We start from the raw sequence: 20,563 nt of genomic DNA on the forward strand, positions 1-20,563 counted from the left end.
GATGGAACAGACACATACCTTTAAACGACTGGGTGTAGACCTGGGCGTACGGTCGTATCCGATTTGGATTGGCGAAGGGGTTTTACAATCCCTACCTTCGCTGCTGGCGCAGCAGGGAATTGGCGCTGATCGCTGCCTGTTTATTATTACGGATGAGCATGTAGCGCCGCTGTACCTGGAAAGTCTTACAAACTCGCTTCAAGCGGCGGGCTATCCGGTTTCCCATGCAATAGTCAAACCCGGGGAACAGGCGAAAAGCCTGACTGTGTTTGAGGGGATTGTGACACAGGCGCTTGAAGCGGGTCTGGATCGCAAGTCTGTATTTGTTGCTCTGGGCGGTGGAGTCGTTGGTGATTTGTGCGGGTATGTGGCGGCGGCTTACATGCGGGGCGTAGATTTTGTTCAAGTTCCAACAACGCTCCTTGCCCATGACAGCAGCGTAGGAGGCAAGGTGGCCGTCAATCACCCGCTCGGAAAAAATATCATCGGTGCGTTCCACCAGCCTAAACTTGTGGCCTATGATACAAGCCTGCTCCAAACGCTGCCTCCCCGCGAGATATCAGCCGGTTACGCAGAGGTCGTAAAGCACGGCCTTATCTGGGATGAATCGTTTGTCGCCTGGCTGGAGAAAAACGTGGAGCAGCTCACCCGGCTTGACTCTCATGTGCTGCCTGAAGCGCTGTACCGAGCCATCGGCGTAAAAATCGCGGTGGTCAGCCAGGATGAACGCGAAAATGGTATACGCGCGATTCTAAATCTTGGACATACGTTTGCCCATGCGATCGAATCGTTAGCGGGCTACTCCGGTGGCATCAATCATGGGGAAGCTGTCTCCATTGGAATGGTTGCCGCCGCTAGGCTCGCGGAGAAACTACAGCTGGCTAATCATGTCAGTGAAAGAACCAGCAATCTCTTAAAAAGATTTAATCTGCCAACGGTCCTGCCAAACGGGCTGGATGCAGATGAAATGATAAAAGTCATGCGGCGTGATAAAAAAGGCGAAGGCGGCAAACTGGTGTTTGTTCTTCCAAGAGAAGTGGGCCGCGTTGAAGTAGTTAAAGACGTACCGGAAGCTCAGGTGCGCGAAGTGCTTGAACAGATGACAGGAGGGGAACAATAGATGGCAGTAAGAGGAGTGCGGGGAGCGACCACTGTTTCGGCTAACAGTGAGGATGAAATTTTGAACGGCACGGAAGAGCTAATCCGGCAAATGATCGAGGTTAACGAAATACAGGCGGATGATGTTGCAAGTGTAGTGATTACGGCAACCCATGATTTAGATGCCGCGTTTCCTGCGCGCGCCGCCAGGCGGCTGCCAGGGTGGGATCTGGTTCCATTGATGTGTTCCACGGAGATTCCTGTGCCCGGCAGCCTTAGCAAATGCGTGCGCGTTATGATGCTTATTAACACGGACAAATCTATCCATGAGGTTCATCATGTATTTCTTGGCGGGGCGGCGGCGCTTCGTCCTGATTTAACAAAAGAGAAAGCTACTGTTGACAGAATTGAGAAATAGTCCTATCATGGGAACCAACCATAAACAGACGTGGTTAGCCGAGAATGTTTGAGATGTTTAGTAGAGAAGACAGCAGAGTTTGTAGAAGACGAGTGCTGTCGAAGCTTTTGAAAGAGCAAAGTATGAGTTGAGAAGAGCAGAGCCAGAGGAAGAGCCCGATCTGTTTATTTTGAACGGGATTAATCCGTCCGGAGCCTATGCTCCGGGCTTTTTTTTATCTTCTATGGCCTCCTTCCGAACAAGGAGAGGTGACCCTTACATGTATACCCCAGAATTGAAAGAGATCCATTCGCTTCCCCGTTCGTATAATTTCATTCCGATCCGCTATTCCTTTTTAGCCGACCAGGTTACCCCAATCCAGCTGTATCGAACGGTGCGCAGCGACAATACGTTTCTGCTTGAGAGTGTGGAGGGTGGCAACCGCTGGGGCCGGTATTCTTTTATTGGGCTGCATCCTTTTATGACATTGCGGGGTGGCGAAGGCGTTGCCGAGTTTGAATATCGATCTGGCAAAAAGGAAGCTGTTACCGCAAATCCACTTTCTGCTCTTCGCGCAAAGCTTGAGTCGTTTCGCAGCCCGAAGCTGCCCGGCTTTCCTCCTTTTACAGGCGGGGCGGTTGGTTTTCTCGGATACGAAACAGCCGGTTTTATCGAAAATCTTCCACGAGCAGGCGAAAGCCCTTTAAATCTGCCTGACATCCATTTGTATTTCGCTGATGAGATCATCGCGTATGACCACCTGAAACAGGAAGTGCAAGTTATCGTAAATATGCAGCTGCCGGAAGGCGCGGGAGCGGAAGACATAAACAGGGAATATACACGGTGCTGCGCCCGCATCCAGGAGATTGTTGGCATCATTACGCGGCCTGTTAAAGTGGAACAGCGTGTTGAAAATATACCCTATGCAGCACCTGCCGTTGAGGTAAACAGCAACATGACCCAGCATGAATTTGAGTCAAAAGTGGAGCGCGCCAAGGAGTACATAAAGGCAGGCGACATATTCCAGGTCGTGCTATCCCAGCGTTTTCACACGCCCACCACGACCGACCCGCTCCTCGTATACCGGATTCTGCGGGTTACCAATCCATCGCCTTACATGTATTACTTCCAGAAAGGCGGTACAGCCGTCGTCGGCACGTCTCCAGAGCTGCTGGTGAAAGTTACAGAGGGAACGGTGGAAGTCAGACCAATTGCCGGCACGAGACCGCGCGGGCAAACGCCTAAGGAGGATCAGGCACTGGCAGCTGAACTGTTGGCTGATGAAAAGGAATGTGCCGAACACCTTATGCTGCTTGATCTGGGGCGCAATGATGTTGGCCGGGTCGCCTCCCCTGGCAGCGTTCATGTCAGCGAACAAATGGTGATGGAGTATTATTCCCGGGTGATGCACATGGTGTCACACGTAAGCGGGACGCTGGCGCAGGACAAACAGCCTTTTGATGCCTTGTTGTCGGCGTTTCCGGCTGGTACTGTCTCCGGTTCTCCTAAAATTCGGGCAATGGAGGTTATTTCGGAGCTGGAAGGGGAAGCAAGAGGGCTTTATGCAGGAGCGGTTGGTTACTTCAGTTTTAACGGCAATTTAGACTCTTGCATTACCATTCGCACGATTATTTTTCAGGATGGGCAGGCCTACGTGCAGGCCGGCGCCGGCATTGTGGCCGATTCTGTACCATCGCTTGAATATGAAGAGACAAGAAATAAAGCCAAGGCTATGCTCTATGCCATTCAGTTAGCCGAGCACATGACGAGAAAAGAGGAGATGAGCGCAGATGTTTAAAACATTTCTTGAGCAGGTTGTCAGCGGCGAATCGCTCAACAGAGCGGAAGCCAGAGACGCGATGAGGTTGATTATGCAAGGGGACGTTTCTCCGATACAAATCGCTGGATTTTTAACAGCCCTGCGGGTGAAAGGCGAGACGGTTGATGAAATTGTTGGTTTTGTTGAAACGATGCGCAGTCGTGTCACCCCTATACAGGCAGAAACCCGTAACCTGCTCGATACATGCGGCACAGGCGGAGACGGCGGAATCTCCTTTAATATTTCTACGGCGGCAGCACTTGTCGCGGCTGCAGGCGGTGCGAGAATTGCCAAGCACGGGAACCGGGCTGTTTCAAGCAAAAGCGGAAGTGCGGATGTGCTGGAAGCCCTCGGTGTCACCATATCTTTAACGCCTGAAGAAGCCATTCACTGCCTGAATGAAACAGATTTGTGCTTTTTATATGCGCCGCTGTATCACCAGGCGATGAAGCACGCGGTACAACCACGCAGAGAGTTGGGTTTCCGGACCGTATTTAACCTGCTGGGTCCGCTTACCAATCCAGCAGGAGCTGACAGGCAGCTCATCGGAATATATGATCCCAAGTTAGGTGTCAAGGTAGCGGAAGTGCTTTCGGAGACAGGTATTAAGCGGGCATTAGTTGTAGCCGGGGCAGATGGGCTCGACGAAATCAGCATCAGCGGCCCCACCCACGTGGTTGAGCTTGATCATGGGAAAATCAGCAGTTACACGATAGAGCCGGACGTATTTGGCCTTCCTGTACATCCGATTGAGCGGGTGGCTGGAGGCAGTGCCGCCGTCAATGCCGAAATCATCCAGAGTGTGCTGGGCGGCGAGCAGGGCGCGTACCGCGACATCGTCACCATTAATGCCGCCGCAGCTTTTTACCTCAATGAGCAGGTCGATACCATCGGCGAGGGTGTAAAATACGTGCGGGAAATTCTCGATTCTGGCAAGGCCAGGCAGAAACTTGAACAGCTTATTGAAGTGACTGGAGGGGTTAGAAGTGCTTCCTAAAATAGTCGAACAGAAAATACGTGAAGTAGCCGCACTCAAAGAACGTGTGTCGATCAAAGATATGGAGCAGCATATCGCAGGTATGGCGCCCTGCATCTCCATGAAAGAGCGTTTTTTAAAACGCAATCGTCCGGTTGGCGTTATCGCGGAAGTGAAAAAAGCGTCCCCTTCAAAGGGGGTTATCCGCGAATATTTTGATCCGGTGGATATCGCGGTGCGTTATGGGAATGCAAACGTTGAAGCCATATCCGTCCTAACTGATGAACAGTTCTTCCAGGGGAGTCTGCAGTATTTGACAGCCATCAAGCACCAGCTTAGCTCCACGCCTCTTCTGCGAAAGGATTTCAACATTGATCCGATCCAACTCTATGAAGCAAGGGCAAATGGTGCGGATGCCGTTCTCTTAATTGCGGCTATACTGGAGAAAGAAAAGTTAAAAGAAATGGCCAATGAGGCGAAGAACCTTGGATTAGACATTCTGGTAGAGGTGCATACAGCAGAAGAGTTAGAAACGGTTCTATCCACAATTGAACCCGATTTGCTTGGCATTAACAATCGCGATTTGAAGACATTTACGACCTCGCTTGATCGGACTTTTGAATTAATCAAGCAAATTCCAGCTGGTATTGTTAAAATTAGTGAGAGTGGAATTGCGACGAGAGCAGATATTGAACGGCTTGCAGAAGCCGGGGCGGACGGCGTGCTCGTCGGAGAGACGTTTATGCGCCAGCCAGATGTAACAGGAGCAGTATTTTCTTTAGTAGGCCCTGCCTCCAGCCGGTATGGTGTCCGTGCATGAGTATGCACCAGCCTCTCATTAAAATTTGCGGGCTCACCGATGCCCGTACAATAGATCGAATAATTGAGCGGCAGCTAGAGGTAGACTGGTTTGGATTCGTGTTTGCCCCAAGTAAGCGGCAAATGCCTATAGCAGAGTGGAAAATAATCAGCAAGGCTGTGCCGGCCGGAAAGCAGAAAAAAGCAGGCGTTTTCGTGAACCCCACACGCAATGAGTTGGATGAGGTGTTCTCTGCCGGTGAACTAGATATCGTCCAGCTTCATGGCACGGAGACGGCAGCGTTTTGCAAAACCGTAAAACACCGATACAGCTGCAAGGTGATGAAAGTTTTCGGCATTCCGGTTGGCGGACAAGATACGGAAGCTTTCGAGCTGGATCCGTACGAAGGTGTAGTCGATTATGTTTTGCTAGATACGATCACAAAGAAACAGGCAGGCGGAACCGGGAAAGCCTTTGATTGGGATAACATTCCCCCTTATCTTGCCTGGTGCCGGGCAAGAAATGTACCTCTCCTTGTAGCAGGCGGAATCAACGAATCAAATGTAGCGGAACTGCTGCAGAAGTTCGGCCCGGACGGCGTGGACATATCAAGCGGGGTTGAAACGGAAGGCGTTAAAGATTTGCAGAAAATTGCTGGTTTTATAGAGAGGGTGAGAGGAAGATGAGCAGTACCGATCAGGAGATTACGAAGAAGGGCCGTTTTGGCTCATTTGGCGGACGGTATGTACCGGAAACGCTGGTAAACGCGTTGGACGAACTTGAAGCAGCATACAAGGAAGCGGTGGAAGACCCGGCCTTTAAGCAGGAATTGGCATTTTTCCTGCGCGAATATACTGGAAGGCCAACGCCGCTTTACCATGCTGAGCGATTAACCAATGAGCTTGGCGGTGCAAAAATTTATCTGAAGCGGGAAGATCTAAACCATACCGGCGCCCACAAAATAAACAATGCGATCGCCCAGGGGCTTCTGGCAAAGCGTATGGGGAAAAAGTCCATCATCGCAGAAACAGGCGCAGGGCAGCATGGCGTTGCCTCTGCGACGATCGCTGCACGTCTGGGGCTCGCCTGCAAAGTGTTTATGGGAGAAGAAGACATAAGGCGCCAAAAACTCAATGTGTTCCGGATGGAACTGTTGGGTGCGGAGGTGGTTCCTGTCCGCACTGGAACGGGAACGCTTAAGGATGCCACCAGCGAAGCCATTCGTTACTGGGTAAGCACAGTCGATACGACCTTCTACATGATTGGATCCGTAGTCGGCCCTGATCCGTACCCAAGGATGGTCCGGGATTTTCAACGGATTATCGGGGACGAAGCACGCGAGCAGATTCTGAAGCACGAAGGGCGGCTGCCTGATTATGTCGTGGCATGCGTTGGCGGCGGCAGCAATGCGATGGGCATCTTCTATCCGTTTCTTAAGGATGAGAATGTGAAGCTAATAGGCGTAGAAGCCGCCGGCGAAGGAATTGATACGGACAAACACGCGGCTACACTTGCACGCGGAACCCGCGGTGTTATTCATGGAACGATGACCTATTTACTGCAGGATGAACACGGGCAAATCATAGAGCCTTATTCGATCTCTGCCGGTCTCGACTACCCGGGCATAGGGCCTGAGCATGCACACCTGCACGAATCAGGCCGTGCGGTTTACCGCTCAATTACGGATGAAGAAGCTCTTTCCGCGCTGCACCTGCTGTGCCGCACAGAAGGCATTATTCCTGCATTGGAGAGCGCACACGCGGTTGCAGAAGCTGCGCGCCTTGCACCTAGCCTGCCGCAGGACTCTATCATTATTATCAACCTGTCAGGGCGCGGAGATAAGGACGTTGTTCAAATTTATGAAAGAGAACAGGAGGGGCGGGCATGACGCAGAATCCATCCATTGTTAACGGGAACCAGCGGATCGAGCAGGCTTTTGCGAAGAAACGGCAGGCCTTTATCCCCTTTATTACTGCGGGATTTCCTGACCCTGAAAGCACGGTGGCGCTCGCGCTTGCGCTTGAAGAAGCTGGATGTGATATTCTGGAGCTTGGTGTACCGTATTCGGACCCGCTTGCCGATGGTCCTACTATCCAATCCGCATCGGCCGAGGCGCTGCGCCATGGTGTAACCATCGGACGTGTGCTGGAGCTTGCCGGGGAGATGAGGAATCGGGGACTTACGATTCCAATCATTCTATTCACCTACTATAACCCGGTGCTGGCGTACGGTGCCCAAAAATTGTTTTCCGAGATGGAAAAAGCCGGCATCGATGGCATCCTCATTCCGGACCTTCCTTTTGAAGAGGCAGGAGAAGTGGAGTCCCTGTCAGATAAGTATGGCCTCCCTCTCATCTCGTTAGTGGCGCCTACCTCCCGCCAGCGCGTAAAGCTGATTGCTTCTAGAGCACGCGGGTTTTTATACTGTGTATCATCCCTGGGTGTGACGGGGGCTCGCAGCTCGTTAGGTGATCACCTCGCTTCCTTTCTCTCGGAAGTGCGGGAAGCCTCACCGGTGCCTGTCGCAGTCGGGTTCGGGATTGCAAGCCGTGAACAGGCCGAGCAGGTCGCTCCATACAGCGACGGATTTATTGTGGGAAGCGCGCTAATCGAGAAAATACGGGAAGCTTCCTCGCTGCTGTTAGCCGAGGAAACCCGGGCGGAAGGACTTGCCGCCGTAAAAACGTTTGTAAAACAACTTCAGTCTGCGGTATGATGGAATGAAGGACAACTGTAATCAATAATGGGGTGACGAGATGATTCCAAAATCGCAGATAGTAGACCTGCCAGTATATGAGCCGGGCAAACCGATTGATGAAGTCAAGCGGGAACTCGGATTAGACGAAGTGATTAAGCTTGCATCAAATGAAAACCCTTTTGGCTATTCCAACCATGTTCGCGAAGCGCTTATTTCGCAGCTTGAGCACCTCCCGATCTATCCGGATGGGGCCTCCATGGAGCTTCGGGGCATACTTGCTTCCTTTCTCGGAGTAGACGGGGACCAGATTATATTTGGAAATGGTTCGGATGAGGTCGTAATGCTCATTTCACGTGCTTATTTACAGCCGGGTACGAATGCGATTATGGCTTCCCCAACTTTTAGCGTATATAAAACAAATGCCGCGATTGAAGGGGCAGAGGCCATTGAGGTGCCATGCATTGACGGCGCACATGATCTGGACGCCATGCTGGCCCAAATCAATGATAAAACCCGAGTGGTATGGGTGTGCAACCCAAACAATCCGACTGGAAAGATGATCCCGGAAGCTGAACTTGTCAAGTTCCTTGACCAGGTTCCTTCCCATGTACTGGTGGCACTAGATGAGGCCTATAGTGAGTATGTAACCGACCCGGCTTATCCGGATGCGATTGCTCTGCTCAAGAAATACCGAAACCTGATCACGCTGCGTACGTTCTCTAAAATCTACGGCCTTGCTGCCCTGCGTGTCGGGTATGGCATTGCGGATCAGGAAATTGTAGATAAATTGAACCGGGTACGTGAGCCATTTAACTTAAACCATCTGGGGCAAACAGCTGCAACCGCGGCGCTCTCGGATCAAAAGTTTGTCCAGGACTGCAGGGCTTTGAATGAAGCAGGTCGCAACCAGGTGTATGCCGGACTGGATGAAATCGGTGTAAAATACTATCCTTCTGAAACCAACTTTGTATATATTATGCCTGAAGCGAACCCGAGGGAAATCTTTAATGAGATGATGAAACTCGGCGTTATCATCCGCGCATTCCCGCAGGCTATCCGCGTAACCATTGGCAGCAAAGAGCAGAATGAAAAGATGCTTACCGCTCTTGGAACTGTTCTTGGCCGCACGGTTCAGTAAACGATAAAATCAGATTAGGCAGGACCGCCCTCTACAAAGGGCGGCTGTTTTCTATAAAGGCACAATGAATAAGTGGAGGATTATAACAGAAAAAATGAGAGAAGTAGCGATTCTGGGAGTCGGATTAATAGGAGGCTCACTGGCCCTTTCCTTAAAAAAACACAGGGATATACATATTACAGGATTTGACGTGATGGAGGAAAATCTTCGAATGGCTCTTTCGTTAGGCGTGATCGATCAGGGGACAACCCAGCTGGCCGAAGCTGTCGCATCCGCCGACTATATTTTTCTATGCGCGCCTGTCGGAAAATTACAAGAACTAATCTCATTTCTCCGCTACACGCCGCTAAAGAAAGGCACCATCATTTCAGATACCGGCAGTACGAAAGTAAGTGTGATGGAGTTATCAGAAGGATTCAGCGAACGGGGAATTCATTTTATTGGAGGCCACCCGATGGCCGGCTCACATAAGTCAGGGGTGGAGGCTTCTAACGATCGCCTGTTGGAAAATGCTTACTTCGTGTTAACCCCTGCCCCCGGCATACCTGCGCCTGTTATCGAGGATATGAAGCAACTGCTTGAGCCTACTCATGCTAAAGTCATCGTGCTGGATGCAGAGGAGCATGACCGAATTGTGGGGGCTATCAGCCATTTTCCTCATATTATTGCCGCTGCCCTCGTAAACCAGGTTGCAGGCTATAACGATGAGAACGGATGGTGTCAACGGCTGGCAGCTGGCGGTTTCCGCGACATTACGCGCATCGCTTCCAGCAACCCGCGAATGTGGCGCGATATACTGCTGAATAACCGCTCTGTTATGCTTCAGCTGGCAGAAGATTGGAAGAAGGAACTGGACCGTATTATGGCTTTTGTCGAGACAGCTGATCCTTCAGGTATAGAAAACTTTTTTGCAAGTGCCAGGTCTTTTAGGGATCAACTACCGGAAAAACAAAAGGGTGCCCTTCCTAACTATTTCGATCTGTATGTCGACATCCCCGACCATCCGGGTGAAATAGGAAAGATCACCACCATGCTTGGCCAGTATGAAATCAGCATCACAAACATTGAAATTTTAGAAACCCGTGAAGATATTCTTGGCGTACTCCGCATCTCTTTCCGCAGTATCGACGATATGGAAAACGCGAAAAAGGTGCTGGGCCAATCGCAATATCAAGTATATGAACGGGAATAAAAGGAGGAGCCAATCCGATGAAAAAAATCCAACACGTCTCCTCTTTTAAGGGAACTTTACGCGTACCGGGAGATAAGTCGATTTCGCACCGAGCCGTTATGTTTAGCTCAATGGCAAAGGGGACTACACAGATTCGCGGGTTTCTGCCCGGCGCTGACTGTCTTAGCACGATTTCAGCTTTTCGCAGACTGGGGATTGAAATCGAGCAGAGCGGAGATAGGGTGCAGGTGCAGGGAAAAGGCTGGTACGGCTTAACCGAACCATCTGAGATTCTCGATATTGGAAATTCAGGAACAACGATTCGTCTCATGATGGGCATTTTAGCTACACAGCCTTTTCACACCGTACTTCTGGGCGACGAGTCCATTGCGCGCCGGCCAATGGGTCGGGTTGCAGGTCCGCTGCGCCAGATGGGTGCCAGGATTGACGGCCGGGGCGAAGGCAATTTCGCGCCAATTGCGATTCGCGGGGGCAATTTAAAGGGTATCGAATACCATTCTCCCGTCGCCAGCGCTCAGGTGAAGTCCGCGATTCTGCTGGCCGGCCTCCAGGCTGCCGGAATCACTACGCTGTATGAGCCGGAACTATCGAGGGATCACACGGAGCGTATGCTCAGCTCGTTTCAGGTAGAAGTTAATTCGTTTGCCGGCGGTGTCAACGTAACGGGCGGTCAGGAGCTAATTTCCCCCGGTGAGATCGAAGTGCCTGGTGATATTTCGTCCGCCGCATTTATTCTCGCTGCAGCTGCTATTGTGCCAGGGAGCTATGTGGTGATTGAACATGTGGGTGTTAATCCGAGCAGAACGGGTATTCTTGATGTTCTGCTGGCTATGGGTGCCGACCTGCGGCTGCAAAATGAACGGGTGGTAAACGGAGAACCTGTGGCTGATATTGAGATCAAGTATACCCCGCTGCACGGGATAACGATAGAAGGAGAAATTATTCCGCGACTGATAGATGAGGTGCCGATTATCGCTGTCATAGCAACGCAGGCAGAGGGGACAACAATCGTTAAAGACGCTGCTGAATTAAAAGTTAAAGAAACGAACCGCATAGACACAGTAGTGGGTGAACTAAGAAAACTGGGTGCTTCGATAGATCCGACCGAGGACGGCATGGTGATTGAAGGGCCTTCCATGTTGCAAGGCGCCGTTTGTGACAGTCACGGCGATCATAGAATCGGCATGGCTACAGCTATCGCTGGACTGGTTGCAAAAGGGGAGACGGCTATCTTAAATCCCGGATCAATCGATGTATCTTTCCCCGGGTTTTTTGAAAAACTGGCCGGATTAAGTTTATAACATCAGAAAAGTAAAAATTATGTGTCATTATTGTTGACTTTTCCAATTTTTATCCTATAATAGAAAACATAGTATGGTTTCTCTCCACTCCTATCCATATATGGGTTATTCCCATAGCGTCCGCCTAGATGCGGGCGCTTTTTTTTTTTTTTTTCAAAGGCCTCCTGTTGCCCTTTTGCCCACGGATGGCGCAAGCGTGTAAACACAGGTAGCGCAGCGCTATATGGTTTACACGCTTTTTTAGATGGCAGAAAAAAGGTGAAACGCTTTTTAATGGGCATGGGCGAGCTGGCTTTTCATGATCTGGTTAATTAGCTTATCGATCTCCATGCTTTTTTCTAGTACTTTCTCATCGAGCAAGTTCTGGTTGGACTCATTGTACAGTAAATGCATGCATTTTCTTTTCTCTGTGATTATTTGTCTAATGATTCTCTCTTCCTCCAAGGTTTTTCCCTCCTATGGATCATAAAATCACAAGATTCATTGTATTACCCTGCGCATGTTGAGAAAAGACCCATTTCGTCGACAAATTGCAACACCAAACTTTAGTATTTCCTGTGATTGTCGTTTAAAATGGGGGCCATCAACGGTCTAGTTCTATCATTTTATGCTGGACATTTTTTAGCAAATAAAAAAAGGGACTCGAGGTTTAACCTGGGAGTAGCATTGTTCCCAATTTACATGGCGAGGCAAATAGGCTGGATGTCCAATTTTGTTCGATTAGTAAAAAAAGGGTTTACAATGGCCAATTATGAGACTACGATTAGAAAGGTACTTTGGATACGAAATAAAAATAAGTATGTCATGCAACCTTTTTGATAGGTTGTGTCGTCTGAAGTAAAGAAAATGTTTCTTTCCACATGATATTCATACCGGAGATTGACAAAGGTTAGTCTTTTTTTCAAGTTCCTTATTTGAAAAAGAGTTGGAACAACAAGGGGGATGCAACGATGATAACCGATTCTCAATTAATCCGGGAAGTGAAAGACGGAAATCTTGATTACTACGCCGAACTTATTAAGCGCTATGAGCGACGTATACTAGCGTTTATTGTGCATATGCTTAAAAGTTACCATCTGGAAGATATGGCGGAAGACCTCGCACAGGAAACCTTTTATAAAGCCTTCCGGAGCCTTCAATCGTTTCGGGACGTGGAAGCTTCCTTCTCAACCTGGTTGTATACCATTGCCCGCAATACAGTGCTCAGTGAGCTTCGAAAAACCCACAACACGGAAATTTACCTGGAAGATGACAGCCAGCTATCAGCACGAGTTGAGATGGACAGGCTGCCTGAGCAAGAGCTGCTTCGGAGCGAGCGCGTATATTTTGTGCGCCAAGCTATCAATAAGCTGCCGGAAAAGCAGCGTACAGCTTTAGTTTTGCGAGAGTACGAACAGCTAGATTATAAAGAAATAGCGCATATTCTGGATACGACGGTCAGCTCGGTTAAATCCCTGCTGTTTCGGGCACGCGCAGGCATTAAACTTCAGCTGGAGCCTTACGTTCATGAAAGCCGTTCGGAACAATTAGGGGAAGTTAGCGGCAGTGGATTGTAAAACTGTACGAAAGCTATTAGATGATCCGTATCTACCTGAAGACAAAATGGTAGAGTTGGAGGAACATATCGATAAATGCCCGGATTGCAAGGCGGAATATTCCTTTTACATAAATTTTGCTTTAGACGAACAACAAACTTTCCTCCATCCCGCCCACCTTTCTAAAGAATATGAATCGGTATCGGTGTGTGACTCTGTCATGCAAAGGATCCGGCAGGAAAATAAATGGGCTGACCCAATAAATGGAATAACCGTGGGCATGCCGCGCAGGCGGCGCATTACGTTAGCCCTCGTGACCCTTTTAATGCTCATTACCGGTTGGGTAGCGCTTATTGTTCAGTGGAATCATTCAAATGAGGGAGCACTGGCGTACACCAATAACAGTACAACCGACACGCTGCTTTCTGCACGTGCACTCAAACTAAACGATACAGCCGGACAATCGTCCCCTAAAAAAATACAGTATGGCATTGTTTCTAGTACGGCTAACGCTGCCCTGTACCATTCAGAGGACAAAAACAATAATTTCGGTGTGAATTATGGTTTGCTGGCTTCTTTATTTGGTATACTTGTTACAGTGGTTAGTATAAGTTGGCTTTTACGCCAAAGCGATAACACTGACCGTTCACATTGAACGGTTTTTCTTGTTGATAATAAAGTTTAATTGCTTCACAATGGTGAAGTATATTGAGCGGTTTTAATGGGACCTCCGGTCCCAAAACACTGAAGAAAAACATCGCGAGGCACATGCCCGCACCTTTCTTTCCCCCTATGGAGCGTGCGGAACAGAGGGCGGAAAAGACCGGCAACCTGTCTCCATCATTGAGATACCCAGATGTTTTGCCGGTCCGCCCGGCGTTTCGCAAAGCGGCCGTAAAAACTTCTATGTGGGGAAAGGAGAGAGCGGCATGGCCAGCGATGTTTTTCTTGCTTTTCAGGGGGGTATGCATAGTGGAACAATGGCAGGAGAGGCTTGATCATGCGGTAAAGGAGATTGAAGAAGGTAGCATCAAAGAGGGTCTGCACAGCTTGGAGAAAATTCACGACGAGGCGTTTTATGCGCCACTGGTGCTTCTTCAACTTGTCAGCATTTATCACAGCCTTGGCCATCATACGACGGCGCTGTCTATCTTGGATGAAATAGATGAACTGGAACTTGAACAGGATGAAGAAATGCGTGTCGAAACGCAAATTTTTCGCGCTTCCACTTATATGGATCTGGATCAAACGAGTGAAGCCCTTGATATTCTGATGAACCTGAAGGAAACGGTGAAAGACGATTACCGGGTATTTGCACTTCTGGGGGAAGTATTTGTGATAGAAGGCCTTCCTGAAGTGGCGATCAGGTATTTGGAGCAGGCGCTCAAACTGGATGAAAGCCAGGAGGAAATACGATACTTACTTGGCAAATTGTATGCCGAGCAAGGTGAACACAGCCGTGCTTTAAGCGAGTGGGAATCCATCAACGGTTTCGACAATGATGAGCGTCTCCTCCTTGAGCGGGCCGCGATGGTTGCGAAAGACGGTGAATTTGAGGACGCACTTCAACTTTATGATCGGACACTTTCAATATCTGACCGCTCTGTAGAGGCGCTTTATGGGTATGGAATGGTTGCGTTCCAGTTGGGAAATTGGATGCAGGCGATTCCCAGGCTGGCAAAGCTCCTTGAAGTCGACAGAGAGTATATCCCTGCTTATTCTCTGCTGGCTGAATGTTTGGTCAAGGCAGGTTTCAAAGATAAAGCAGCTGAAGTTTACCGCCAGGGGCTCAACCTCCATGTAGAAGAAGATACACTTGTTCCGCGCTACATGGAACTTCTTTGTGATCTACAGAGATGGAACGAAATGAATGACTGGATTGACCATATGGATGAAATCGATGAGGATGACCCCTCGATCTGGTATTGGCAAGGAAGAATAGCAGAGGGACAGGGTGACACAGAGATGGCCGTTGAACGTTATGGCCGGGTTCTTGACAGCGGGGAAGATCTTTTTGATACATCTACGCGCTATTCGCATCTGATTCGCCATTAAAAGAGACGGTATAAGCTTCGGCTTTCTCCGTCTCTTTTTTTAATGGAGGAGAAAGTATAGGCAGGGATTGCAGAAGTCAATACTGGTGGGTAAACAAACGATTCCAGTTAGGAGGATGCATGTGAAGCTTTCTGATGCGCTTGGCAGACTTGATATTTCACAGCTTAGCGGGCTGGCGGCAGCCTGCCGGTGTGAGTGCAATCCCCATTCTAAACATGAACTGATTCAGAGCCTATATGTCCGGCTTACGCGCCGCTCTTTTTTCTCCGAAAGGTTTGCCAGCATGAGCGCCGAAGAAAAGCGGTTTCTTCTCCAACTAACAGGCGAATCAAAAACGGAATACGGCAAGGGAGCGCTCTATGTAAAAACGCGCCTGGCAGGAGAGAAAAAGCTGGCTGGCGGCGCCATGATCCTGCGGGCGATGGAAGGTGGATGGCTGTATCGTACCCGCCACGAGCCTGAAGTCTACAGTATGCCGGATGATATAAGAATGGGCTGGCGGCGCTACCTTCATAAGCTGGCCGAACAGCTCGCATTCGCAGGCGCGGAGCCAGAATGGTACCGGGATGAGACTCACGTTCTTGCAGAAGACTTGCTTGTGTTTCTCCATTTTGTTAAAAAGAACAATCCGCCCTTATCTAAAGAAAATGTTCTATACCGCAACCACCAGCAGCAGATCATGGGAATGCTGTCAGTCGCTGAAGAATTGCCTGGAAAAGGGGAATGGCGTTTTGGCTATGGCAGGAGATTTAATGAGTACCCTGATCGCTTTGCGCTGCTGTATGACTATGCATATGCCAACCGTTTAATTCAGGAAGAGGATGCAAATCAGCTGTATTTAACGGATGAAGGGCACAAGCTTTTGCTTTCCGCTTCAGGTACACTGGAGGATGTATCGGAACCGTTATTTATTTACTGGAAAACGGCCTACAGCAGGCCTATCCCTACGATAAATGGGCTGCTTTCCTTTTTCAGCGGCATGGCATCGTGGACCGAAGAGACAGCCTTAATTGAAACCGTAAAAGAACTAGTGTCGCCGTATTATTATGATAGCTTCGCTGATATTATTCAACGTCGCCTATTGAAAATGCTTGTCCACACCGGCATTTTGCAGAAGGGCACATACGGTAGCTCTGCTGTTTACCGACTTTCAGTGTGGGGTAATTTTATAATAAATAAATACACAAAATTATAAAAAAAAATAGTACCATTTGGAAGGACGAGAATAGAATAAAGTAAGGTGAAAGCAATAAAAACATAGACGAAGTTTCCTGACACTGGTACCATAAATATTCTAATTATTTTGATAATGTGCGGTAGATAAGTGAAGTAAAAAAATTGAATGGAGGGAACCCATAATGGAAAAGCAAAAGCCAGGTGTTGTAAACAGGCAGCTGCTGAGTCTGATGGCCGAAATGGTGCTGGATGAAGCGATTACGTCATATAAAGTTCAAAATCTGTATCAGCAAATAGACGAAGCTCTTAAAATGGGCGATAAAGAATCCTTTCAGAAATTGACCGATGAATTAAAGCAGGTACTGCCTCGGAAGGTGAACTAGATACATCCCGTAATATATGTTACGCTATAACCCGGATATTCCGGGTTTTTATTTTGCTAAATCATATACAGGTAAATTGGACAATCCAACTAGTGACGGAAGGGAAGATGAAAAGATGAGATGGAAGGCAGAAGATCTGGAAAAGCTTATGGAGATGGAAGAGTATATCGATACGCTTTTGTATCCTGTTTGCGTATCTCCCGCTTCCTGGGATAAAGAATGGCTAGCCACTCAAATCTGGCTGGACAAAGTATGCGGTGCTGCAGAAAAGCAGCTTACCGGCCGAATATTCATGTATCAGCCACTTTCCGTACCGCGCGCAGATGACTACATAACAACCACCCTTCCCTATCTTATTCATAACCTGGAAGTCATGAAAGACCGTTTCCCATTCTCTATGCTTGTCACAAACGAGCAGGAACTGGCAGACCGCGTGGGGCAACTTGGATGGAATGCGGCCGTTCTTCTGCCAGCCCCAGTTGCAGAGTTTCGGACAAAAAACTTTGTTCATAAGGCGGGACTTGAGGCAAATCGGATTGTCCAGCAACTTATCGAAGGCTGGAAACGTGCATAAAAAAATTCACGCGTGCCAGCCATAATCGCTGGCTTTTCTTTTTAAGCAGGCTGGAATAAGATAATAGTAGATAAAAACAAGAACAGAAGGTTGGGAATCCATTGGAATATTTTTGGCACTGGTTTAAAGGCTCGCTGCGGAAAAGCTGGTTTTTATGGATGATGATTATCATCAATGCGCTCGGTTCGATCTACGGCTTCTACTGGTATAAAGACCAAATGGATCAGACCTATCCGGCTATCCTGCGCATATTTGTACCAGACAGTCCGACGGCGAGTTCGCTGTTTACGCTGGTTCTGATTGCTATGCTAATAGGCCGCAGCATCCCATGGCTGGAGGCGGTCGCGGCGGTAGCAAACTTCAAATACGGCGTGTGGTGCGTCGGTGTGATCCTTGCCGGTGCCGCGCTTGGATCTCCGCTCTACTGGGAGCATTATATGCTGATGCTGTCCCACGCTGGAATGGCAGTCGAGGCAGTACTTTATGCGCGCTTTTATTCCATAAAGCTTCGCCACATAGGCTATGCGGCCGTGTGGGTACTGATCAATGACCTGCTTGATTATCCGTTGAAAATCTATCCATGGCTATCCACAGAGCTGGATCCTTATTATATGAGGGTAGGCTGGTTTACACTTGCCTTAAGCCTGTTCAGCCTGTGGGTTATTTATGCCCTAACCAGGCATTACAAAAAGGTGAATTGAACGCATATCCTCTCCTTCTTGCCCATACATATGGGAGTAGAAGGGGAGGACGAGTTGTGAAAAAATGGATAATTGTCTTCATTAGTATGTTGCTGATTGCCGCAGGAATTGTATACGGTCCCCGTTTAGCCAAACCAATCGATCCGCCGCGGGAATCGCTGTCAGCCTACCAGCAGCTGGACCGGCTGTCCCAGGATATTTATGAGATGACCAAGCAGGAAAAATACCGGGAAGCAAAAGATTTAATTGAGGAGCTGGGCGTGCAGTTTGGAAAGTTGAAGCCGCCGAAAGGCCTGCCAATTGAATCCTTAAATGCCATTACCGATACCATAGTCAAGGCCAAGCGGGCGTTCACAGCGGTTAAACTGCAGCCGCAAAAATTGCTGTGGCATGCTCTGCAACTCCGCCTTACCATTGACAGCCTTACACACGAAAAACAACCACTGTGGAAAAATTACTATAACTCCTATAAAGAGCATATCAGCAAAATGATGCTGCTGGCCGCAAGCCGAAAAAAAGACGAATTTGCTTATGCATTTACCCAGAACCTCCAACTTTACCAGACACTTAAACCGGCGTTGGCTGTGCAGGCATCCGCTACTGATGTGGAAAAGCTCTTTTCTATGTATAGCTTTCTCATCCAGGAAGTACGCAAGCCAGATTATAACTGGGATGCCATGGTCACTGTGCTGCAGCAGCTAAACATTCTCGTAGATAAATTGTTTATCGGCAAAGATGAACCGGCGTTTGCGCCAGGTGTTTATCCGGATTCGCCTGTCCTGCTGATCACGCTGCTTGGGTCTGTCCTTGCGCTATCCTTGGGGTATGCGGGCTGGAAGAAGTATAAGGGGGAAAAGTATGTTATCCACCGCAGAAAAAGGGATGCTCCGTGACTTTATCCCCCCACTAAAGTGAGGGGATGAATGCCATTTATCGTAAAACGAGGTGGCTCGGGCAAAGCTTTCAGAGCAGGAATGATGGGATAACGTTAATAAGCCTGCTACTGTCTATATATAGGACAGTGGCAGGCTTTTTATATTTGTGAAAGTTGTGAAGCTTGTGGACGGGTTTCATATTGTAAAACAAGTGGACAATCCAGATAGGGCTGTTTCAATATCAACCGAAAAATTATGAGGAAAAAATTGGATAATGAAATATGAGAAAATTTCGGAACCTTTTAGATTCAGTCGCGTCTATTAAATGAGGTAAATCTAAAGGGGAAGAAGGAATGTGGAATGAATAGATGTATCAAAACAGCAATTGCGGCATGCGCGGTGGCTCCGTTGGTGCTAACCGGGTGCCAGGCAGTAGGAAGTGTAGATTTTAATAAATACATACTAAACAGTACCAGTATTAAATCCGGGGAAAGCCGACAAACTCTGGCTGTAGATTTTACATACGATCCCAACCAAATAGATGATCCGCAGGCAGCACAAGTTCTTTCTCTGCTGAATCATTTGACTATCAAGATGCATACAATTGTGCAAGATAAGGATACAGTTTCAGCTGAAGGTACCATTCTCCTTCAGAAAGGCTCGATTCCTTTCCAGCTGGAAATTGACGGAAAGCAGCTTGTACTCCGTCTGGATGGGGCTAGCCACCCGATTCGAATTGTTAACGATCAAACCAATTCTTCTGATGCGAAGCTTTATCAGGATATGCAAGAAAAAATATTGCCTTTACTCGTACGCAACCTAGACAATCCAAAGACAGTTACCGTGCAGGATAAGCAAGATACGGTACATGGAGAAACAATAAACGGCCATATTGTTCATGCTGAGATTCAGGGATCCGAAATTGTGGATCTTGCTTTAGCTTTTGTTGATCACCTGTCCAAGGATCAGGACGCAATCTCACAACTGGTGACTATGCTTAATTCACAGAATGTACCGGACAATAATGATAATCCGTTAACTGTGCAGCAGGTGAAGGACGGACTCCAGCAGGTGACCTCTGCGCTGCAGGAAGCAGAAAAAAACAAAGACCAATTTGCTGGTAACACTAGTAAGGTTGCAGCTGATATTTTACTTGATGATCAACTGCATGAACGCAGACTTTCGGGAGATCTAACCCTATCAGATATTAAGGATACGCAGGGGTTTAGTGGATTACATATACACGTAGACAACGAGGCATGGAATATTAATCAACCGCTCCAGGCACAAAAGGTTATATCAAGCCAGTACCTGGACGGGCAAAACATCGATACGAAAGCGTTTGTCGGATCGCTAAACAAGAGCGGCGTCCTGTATAACGTACTGGTCAATGATTTACATGTGCTTCGTAAAGAAGTGGAGCTTACAGTCGCGAGCAAAGACGCATTAGTCAATGGGGAACCACAAACCTTGGATGCTGCCCCCTATATTAAAAACAGCTCAACTCTTGTGCCGATTCGCTTTATCGCGGAAGGATTAGAGGCTAAGGTCACATGGAATGGTAAAATACGCCAGGCGACGATACAAGATGGAAACAACAAGATGGTTCTCACTGCAGCCAGTAAAACAGCCTATGTGAACGGCAAACGGGTTTCGCTTGCTATTCCGGCTGAAATCAGACAAAACCGTATGTTCGTTCCAGTGCGTTTTGTAAGCGAGAATCTAGATGCAAAGGTAACATGGAACAGCCCAACCAAAACCGTTATCATCCAACGCGATATGTAAGAACAAGTGCAGTGAAGACAATCGATCAGGGGCTATCCCACTTTTGGGATAGCCCCTTTTAA

At 48.4% G+C, this 20,563-nt stretch carries 21 protein-coding genes; 20 read left to right on the plus strand and 1 reads right to left on the minus strand.

Translation table 11 applies throughout. The annotated features are described in order from the left end of the window. Position 1: 1 nt before the first annotated feature. The 11 genes from aroB (at position 2) to aroA (ending at position 11,417) form a co-directional block, all read left to right on the plus strand. Positions 2–1,120 (plus strand): 3-dehydroquinate synthase, encoded by a 1,119-nt coding sequence (gene aroB / locus PP175_RS09310; RefSeq protein WP_272442472.1) that lies wholly within the window; start codon positions 2–4, stop codon positions 1,118–1,120. Then, positions 1,121–1,516, plus strand: a complete 396-nt coding sequence (aroH, locus tag PP175_RS09315) for a chorismate mutase (RefSeq protein ID WP_272442473.1) — start codon at positions 1,121–1,123, stop codon at positions 1,514–1,516. A 259-nt stretch (positions 1,517–1,775) separates the two neighbouring features. After that, a complete protein-coding gene (trpE, locus tag PP175_RS09320; RefSeq protein ID WP_272442474.1) occupies positions 1,776–3,293 on the plus strand; it encodes an anthranilate synthase component I in 1,518 nt (505 codons plus the stop codon). Then, positions 3,286–4,311, plus strand: coding sequence for an anthranilate phosphoribosyltransferase (gene trpD / locus PP175_RS09325; protein WP_272442475.1), 1,026 nt, complete (start codon positions 3,286–3,288; stop codon positions 4,309–4,311). The genes trpE and trpD overlap by 8 nt, the downstream gene beginning before the upstream one ends. Beyond that, a complete protein-coding gene (gene trpC, locus PP175_RS09330; protein WP_272442476.1) occupies positions 4,301–5,110 on the plus strand; it encodes an indole-3-glycerol phosphate synthase TrpC in 810 nt (269 codons plus the stop codon). Before trpD ends, trpC begins: the two co-directional genes overlap by 11 nt. After that, positions 5,107–5,775 (plus strand): phosphoribosylanthranilate isomerase, encoded by a 669-nt coding sequence (locus tag PP175_RS09335; RefSeq protein WP_272442477.1) that lies wholly within the window; start codon positions 5,107–5,109, stop codon positions 5,773–5,775. The genes trpC and PP175_RS09335 overlap by 4 nt, the downstream gene beginning before the upstream one ends. Beyond that, positions 5,772–6,977 carry a tryptophan synthase subunit beta gene (trpB, locus tag PP175_RS09340; RefSeq protein WP_272442478.1) on the plus strand — a complete coding sequence of 402 codons (1,206 nt, stop codon included), beginning with the start codon at positions 5,772–5,774 and terminating at the stop codon, positions 6,975–6,977. The genes PP175_RS09335 and trpB overlap by 4 nt, the downstream gene beginning before the upstream one ends. After that, a complete protein-coding gene (gene trpA / locus PP175_RS09345) occupies positions 6,974–7,804 on the plus strand; it encodes a tryptophan synthase subunit alpha (RefSeq protein ID WP_272442479.1) in 831 nt (276 codons plus the stop codon). Before trpB ends, trpA begins: the two co-directional genes overlap by 4 nt. Before the next feature lie 40 nt (positions 7,805–7,844). Continuing rightward, positions 7,845–8,924, plus strand: a complete 1,080-nt coding sequence (hisC, locus tag PP175_RS09350; RefSeq protein ID WP_272442481.1) for a histidinol-phosphate transaminase — start codon at positions 7,845–7,847, stop codon at positions 8,922–8,924. A gap of 94 nt (positions 8,925–9,018) precedes the next feature. Further along, entirely contained in the window at positions 9,019–10,116 is a 1,098-nt protein-coding gene (locus PP175_RS09355; protein ID WP_272442482.1) for a prephenate dehydrogenase, read from the plus strand. Between the two features lie 17 nt (positions 10,117–10,133). Beyond that, on the plus strand, positions 10,134–11,417 hold the full coding sequence (aroA, locus tag PP175_RS09360) for a 3-phosphoshikimate 1-carboxyvinyltransferase (RefSeq protein WP_272442483.1): 1,284 nt from the start codon (positions 10,134–10,136) through the stop codon (positions 11,415–11,417). A 270-nt stretch (positions 11,418–11,687) separates the two neighbouring features. Here the strand turns inward: aroA and PP175_RS09365 are convergent, their stop codons facing one another. Beyond that, positions 11,688–11,861 (minus strand): Spo0E family sporulation regulatory protein-aspartic acid phosphatase, encoded by a 174-nt coding sequence (locus PP175_RS09365; RefSeq protein WP_272442484.1) that lies wholly within the window; start codon positions 11,859–11,861, stop codon positions 11,688–11,690. A gap of 509 nt (positions 11,862–12,370) precedes the next feature. Between PP175_RS09365 and PP175_RS09370 the strand changes: the two genes are divergently transcribed. The 9 genes from PP175_RS09370 to PP175_RS09410 all read left to right on the plus strand — a co-directional run bounded on the left by PP175_RS09370 (position 12,371) and on the right by PP175_RS09410 (position 20,501). Further along, on the plus strand, positions 12,371–12,973 hold the full coding sequence (locus PP175_RS09370) for an RNA polymerase sigma factor (protein WP_272443228.1): 603 nt from the start codon (positions 12,371–12,373) through the stop codon (positions 12,971–12,973). Further along, on the plus strand, positions 12,963–13,607 hold the full coding sequence (locus PP175_RS09375; protein WP_272442485.1) for an anti-sigma factor family protein: 645 nt from the start codon (positions 12,963–12,965) through the stop codon (positions 13,605–13,607). Before PP175_RS09370 ends, PP175_RS09375 begins: the two co-directional genes overlap by 11 nt. A gap of 317 nt (positions 13,608–13,924) precedes the next feature. Beyond that, entirely contained in the window at positions 13,925–15,007 is a 1,083-nt protein-coding gene (locus PP175_RS09380; protein WP_272442486.1) for a tetratricopeptide repeat protein, read from the plus strand. Between the two features lie 121 nt (positions 15,008–15,128). After that, the gene (locus tag PP175_RS09385) at positions 15,129–16,202 is read left to right on the plus strand and encodes a hypothetical protein (RefSeq protein ID WP_272442487.1); all 1,074 of its coding nucleotides are present in this window, start codon (positions 15,129–15,131) and stop codon (positions 16,200–16,202) included. Between the two features lie 163 nt (positions 16,203–16,365). Then, the gene (locus tag PP175_RS09390; RefSeq protein WP_272442488.1) at positions 16,366–16,566 is read left to right on the plus strand and encodes an IDEAL domain-containing protein; all 201 of its coding nucleotides are present in this window, start codon (positions 16,366–16,368) and stop codon (positions 16,564–16,566) included. A 115-nt stretch (positions 16,567–16,681) separates the two neighbouring features. Continuing rightward, a complete protein-coding gene (locus tag PP175_RS09395) occupies positions 16,682–17,140 on the plus strand; it encodes a hypothetical protein (protein ID WP_272442489.1) in 459 nt (152 codons plus the stop codon). A gap of 101 nt (positions 17,141–17,241) precedes the next feature. Continuing rightward, positions 17,242–17,841 carry a DUF1405 domain-containing protein gene (locus PP175_RS09400; RefSeq protein WP_272442490.1) on the plus strand — a complete coding sequence of 200 codons (600 nt, stop codon included), beginning with the start codon at positions 17,242–17,244 and terminating at the stop codon, positions 17,839–17,841. Positions 17,842–17,897: 56 nt separating this feature from the next. Next, positions 17,898–18,734 (plus strand): sporulation protein YpjB, encoded by an 837-nt coding sequence (locus tag PP175_RS09405; RefSeq protein WP_272442491.1) that lies wholly within the window; start codon positions 17,898–17,900, stop codon positions 18,732–18,734. A gap of 342 nt (positions 18,735–19,076) precedes the next feature. Next, positions 19,077–20,501, plus strand: a complete 1,425-nt coding sequence (locus PP175_RS09410; RefSeq protein ID WP_272442492.1) for a copper amine oxidase N-terminal domain-containing protein — start codon at positions 19,077–19,079, stop codon at positions 20,499–20,501. Positions 20,502–20,563: the final 62 nt, after the last annotated feature.

This window comes from Aneurinibacillus sp. Ricciae_BoGa-3 (assembly GCF_028421645.1).
Taxonomy (GTDB): domain Bacteria; phylum Bacillota; class Bacilli; order Aneurinibacillales; family Aneurinibacillaceae; genus Aneurinibacillus_B.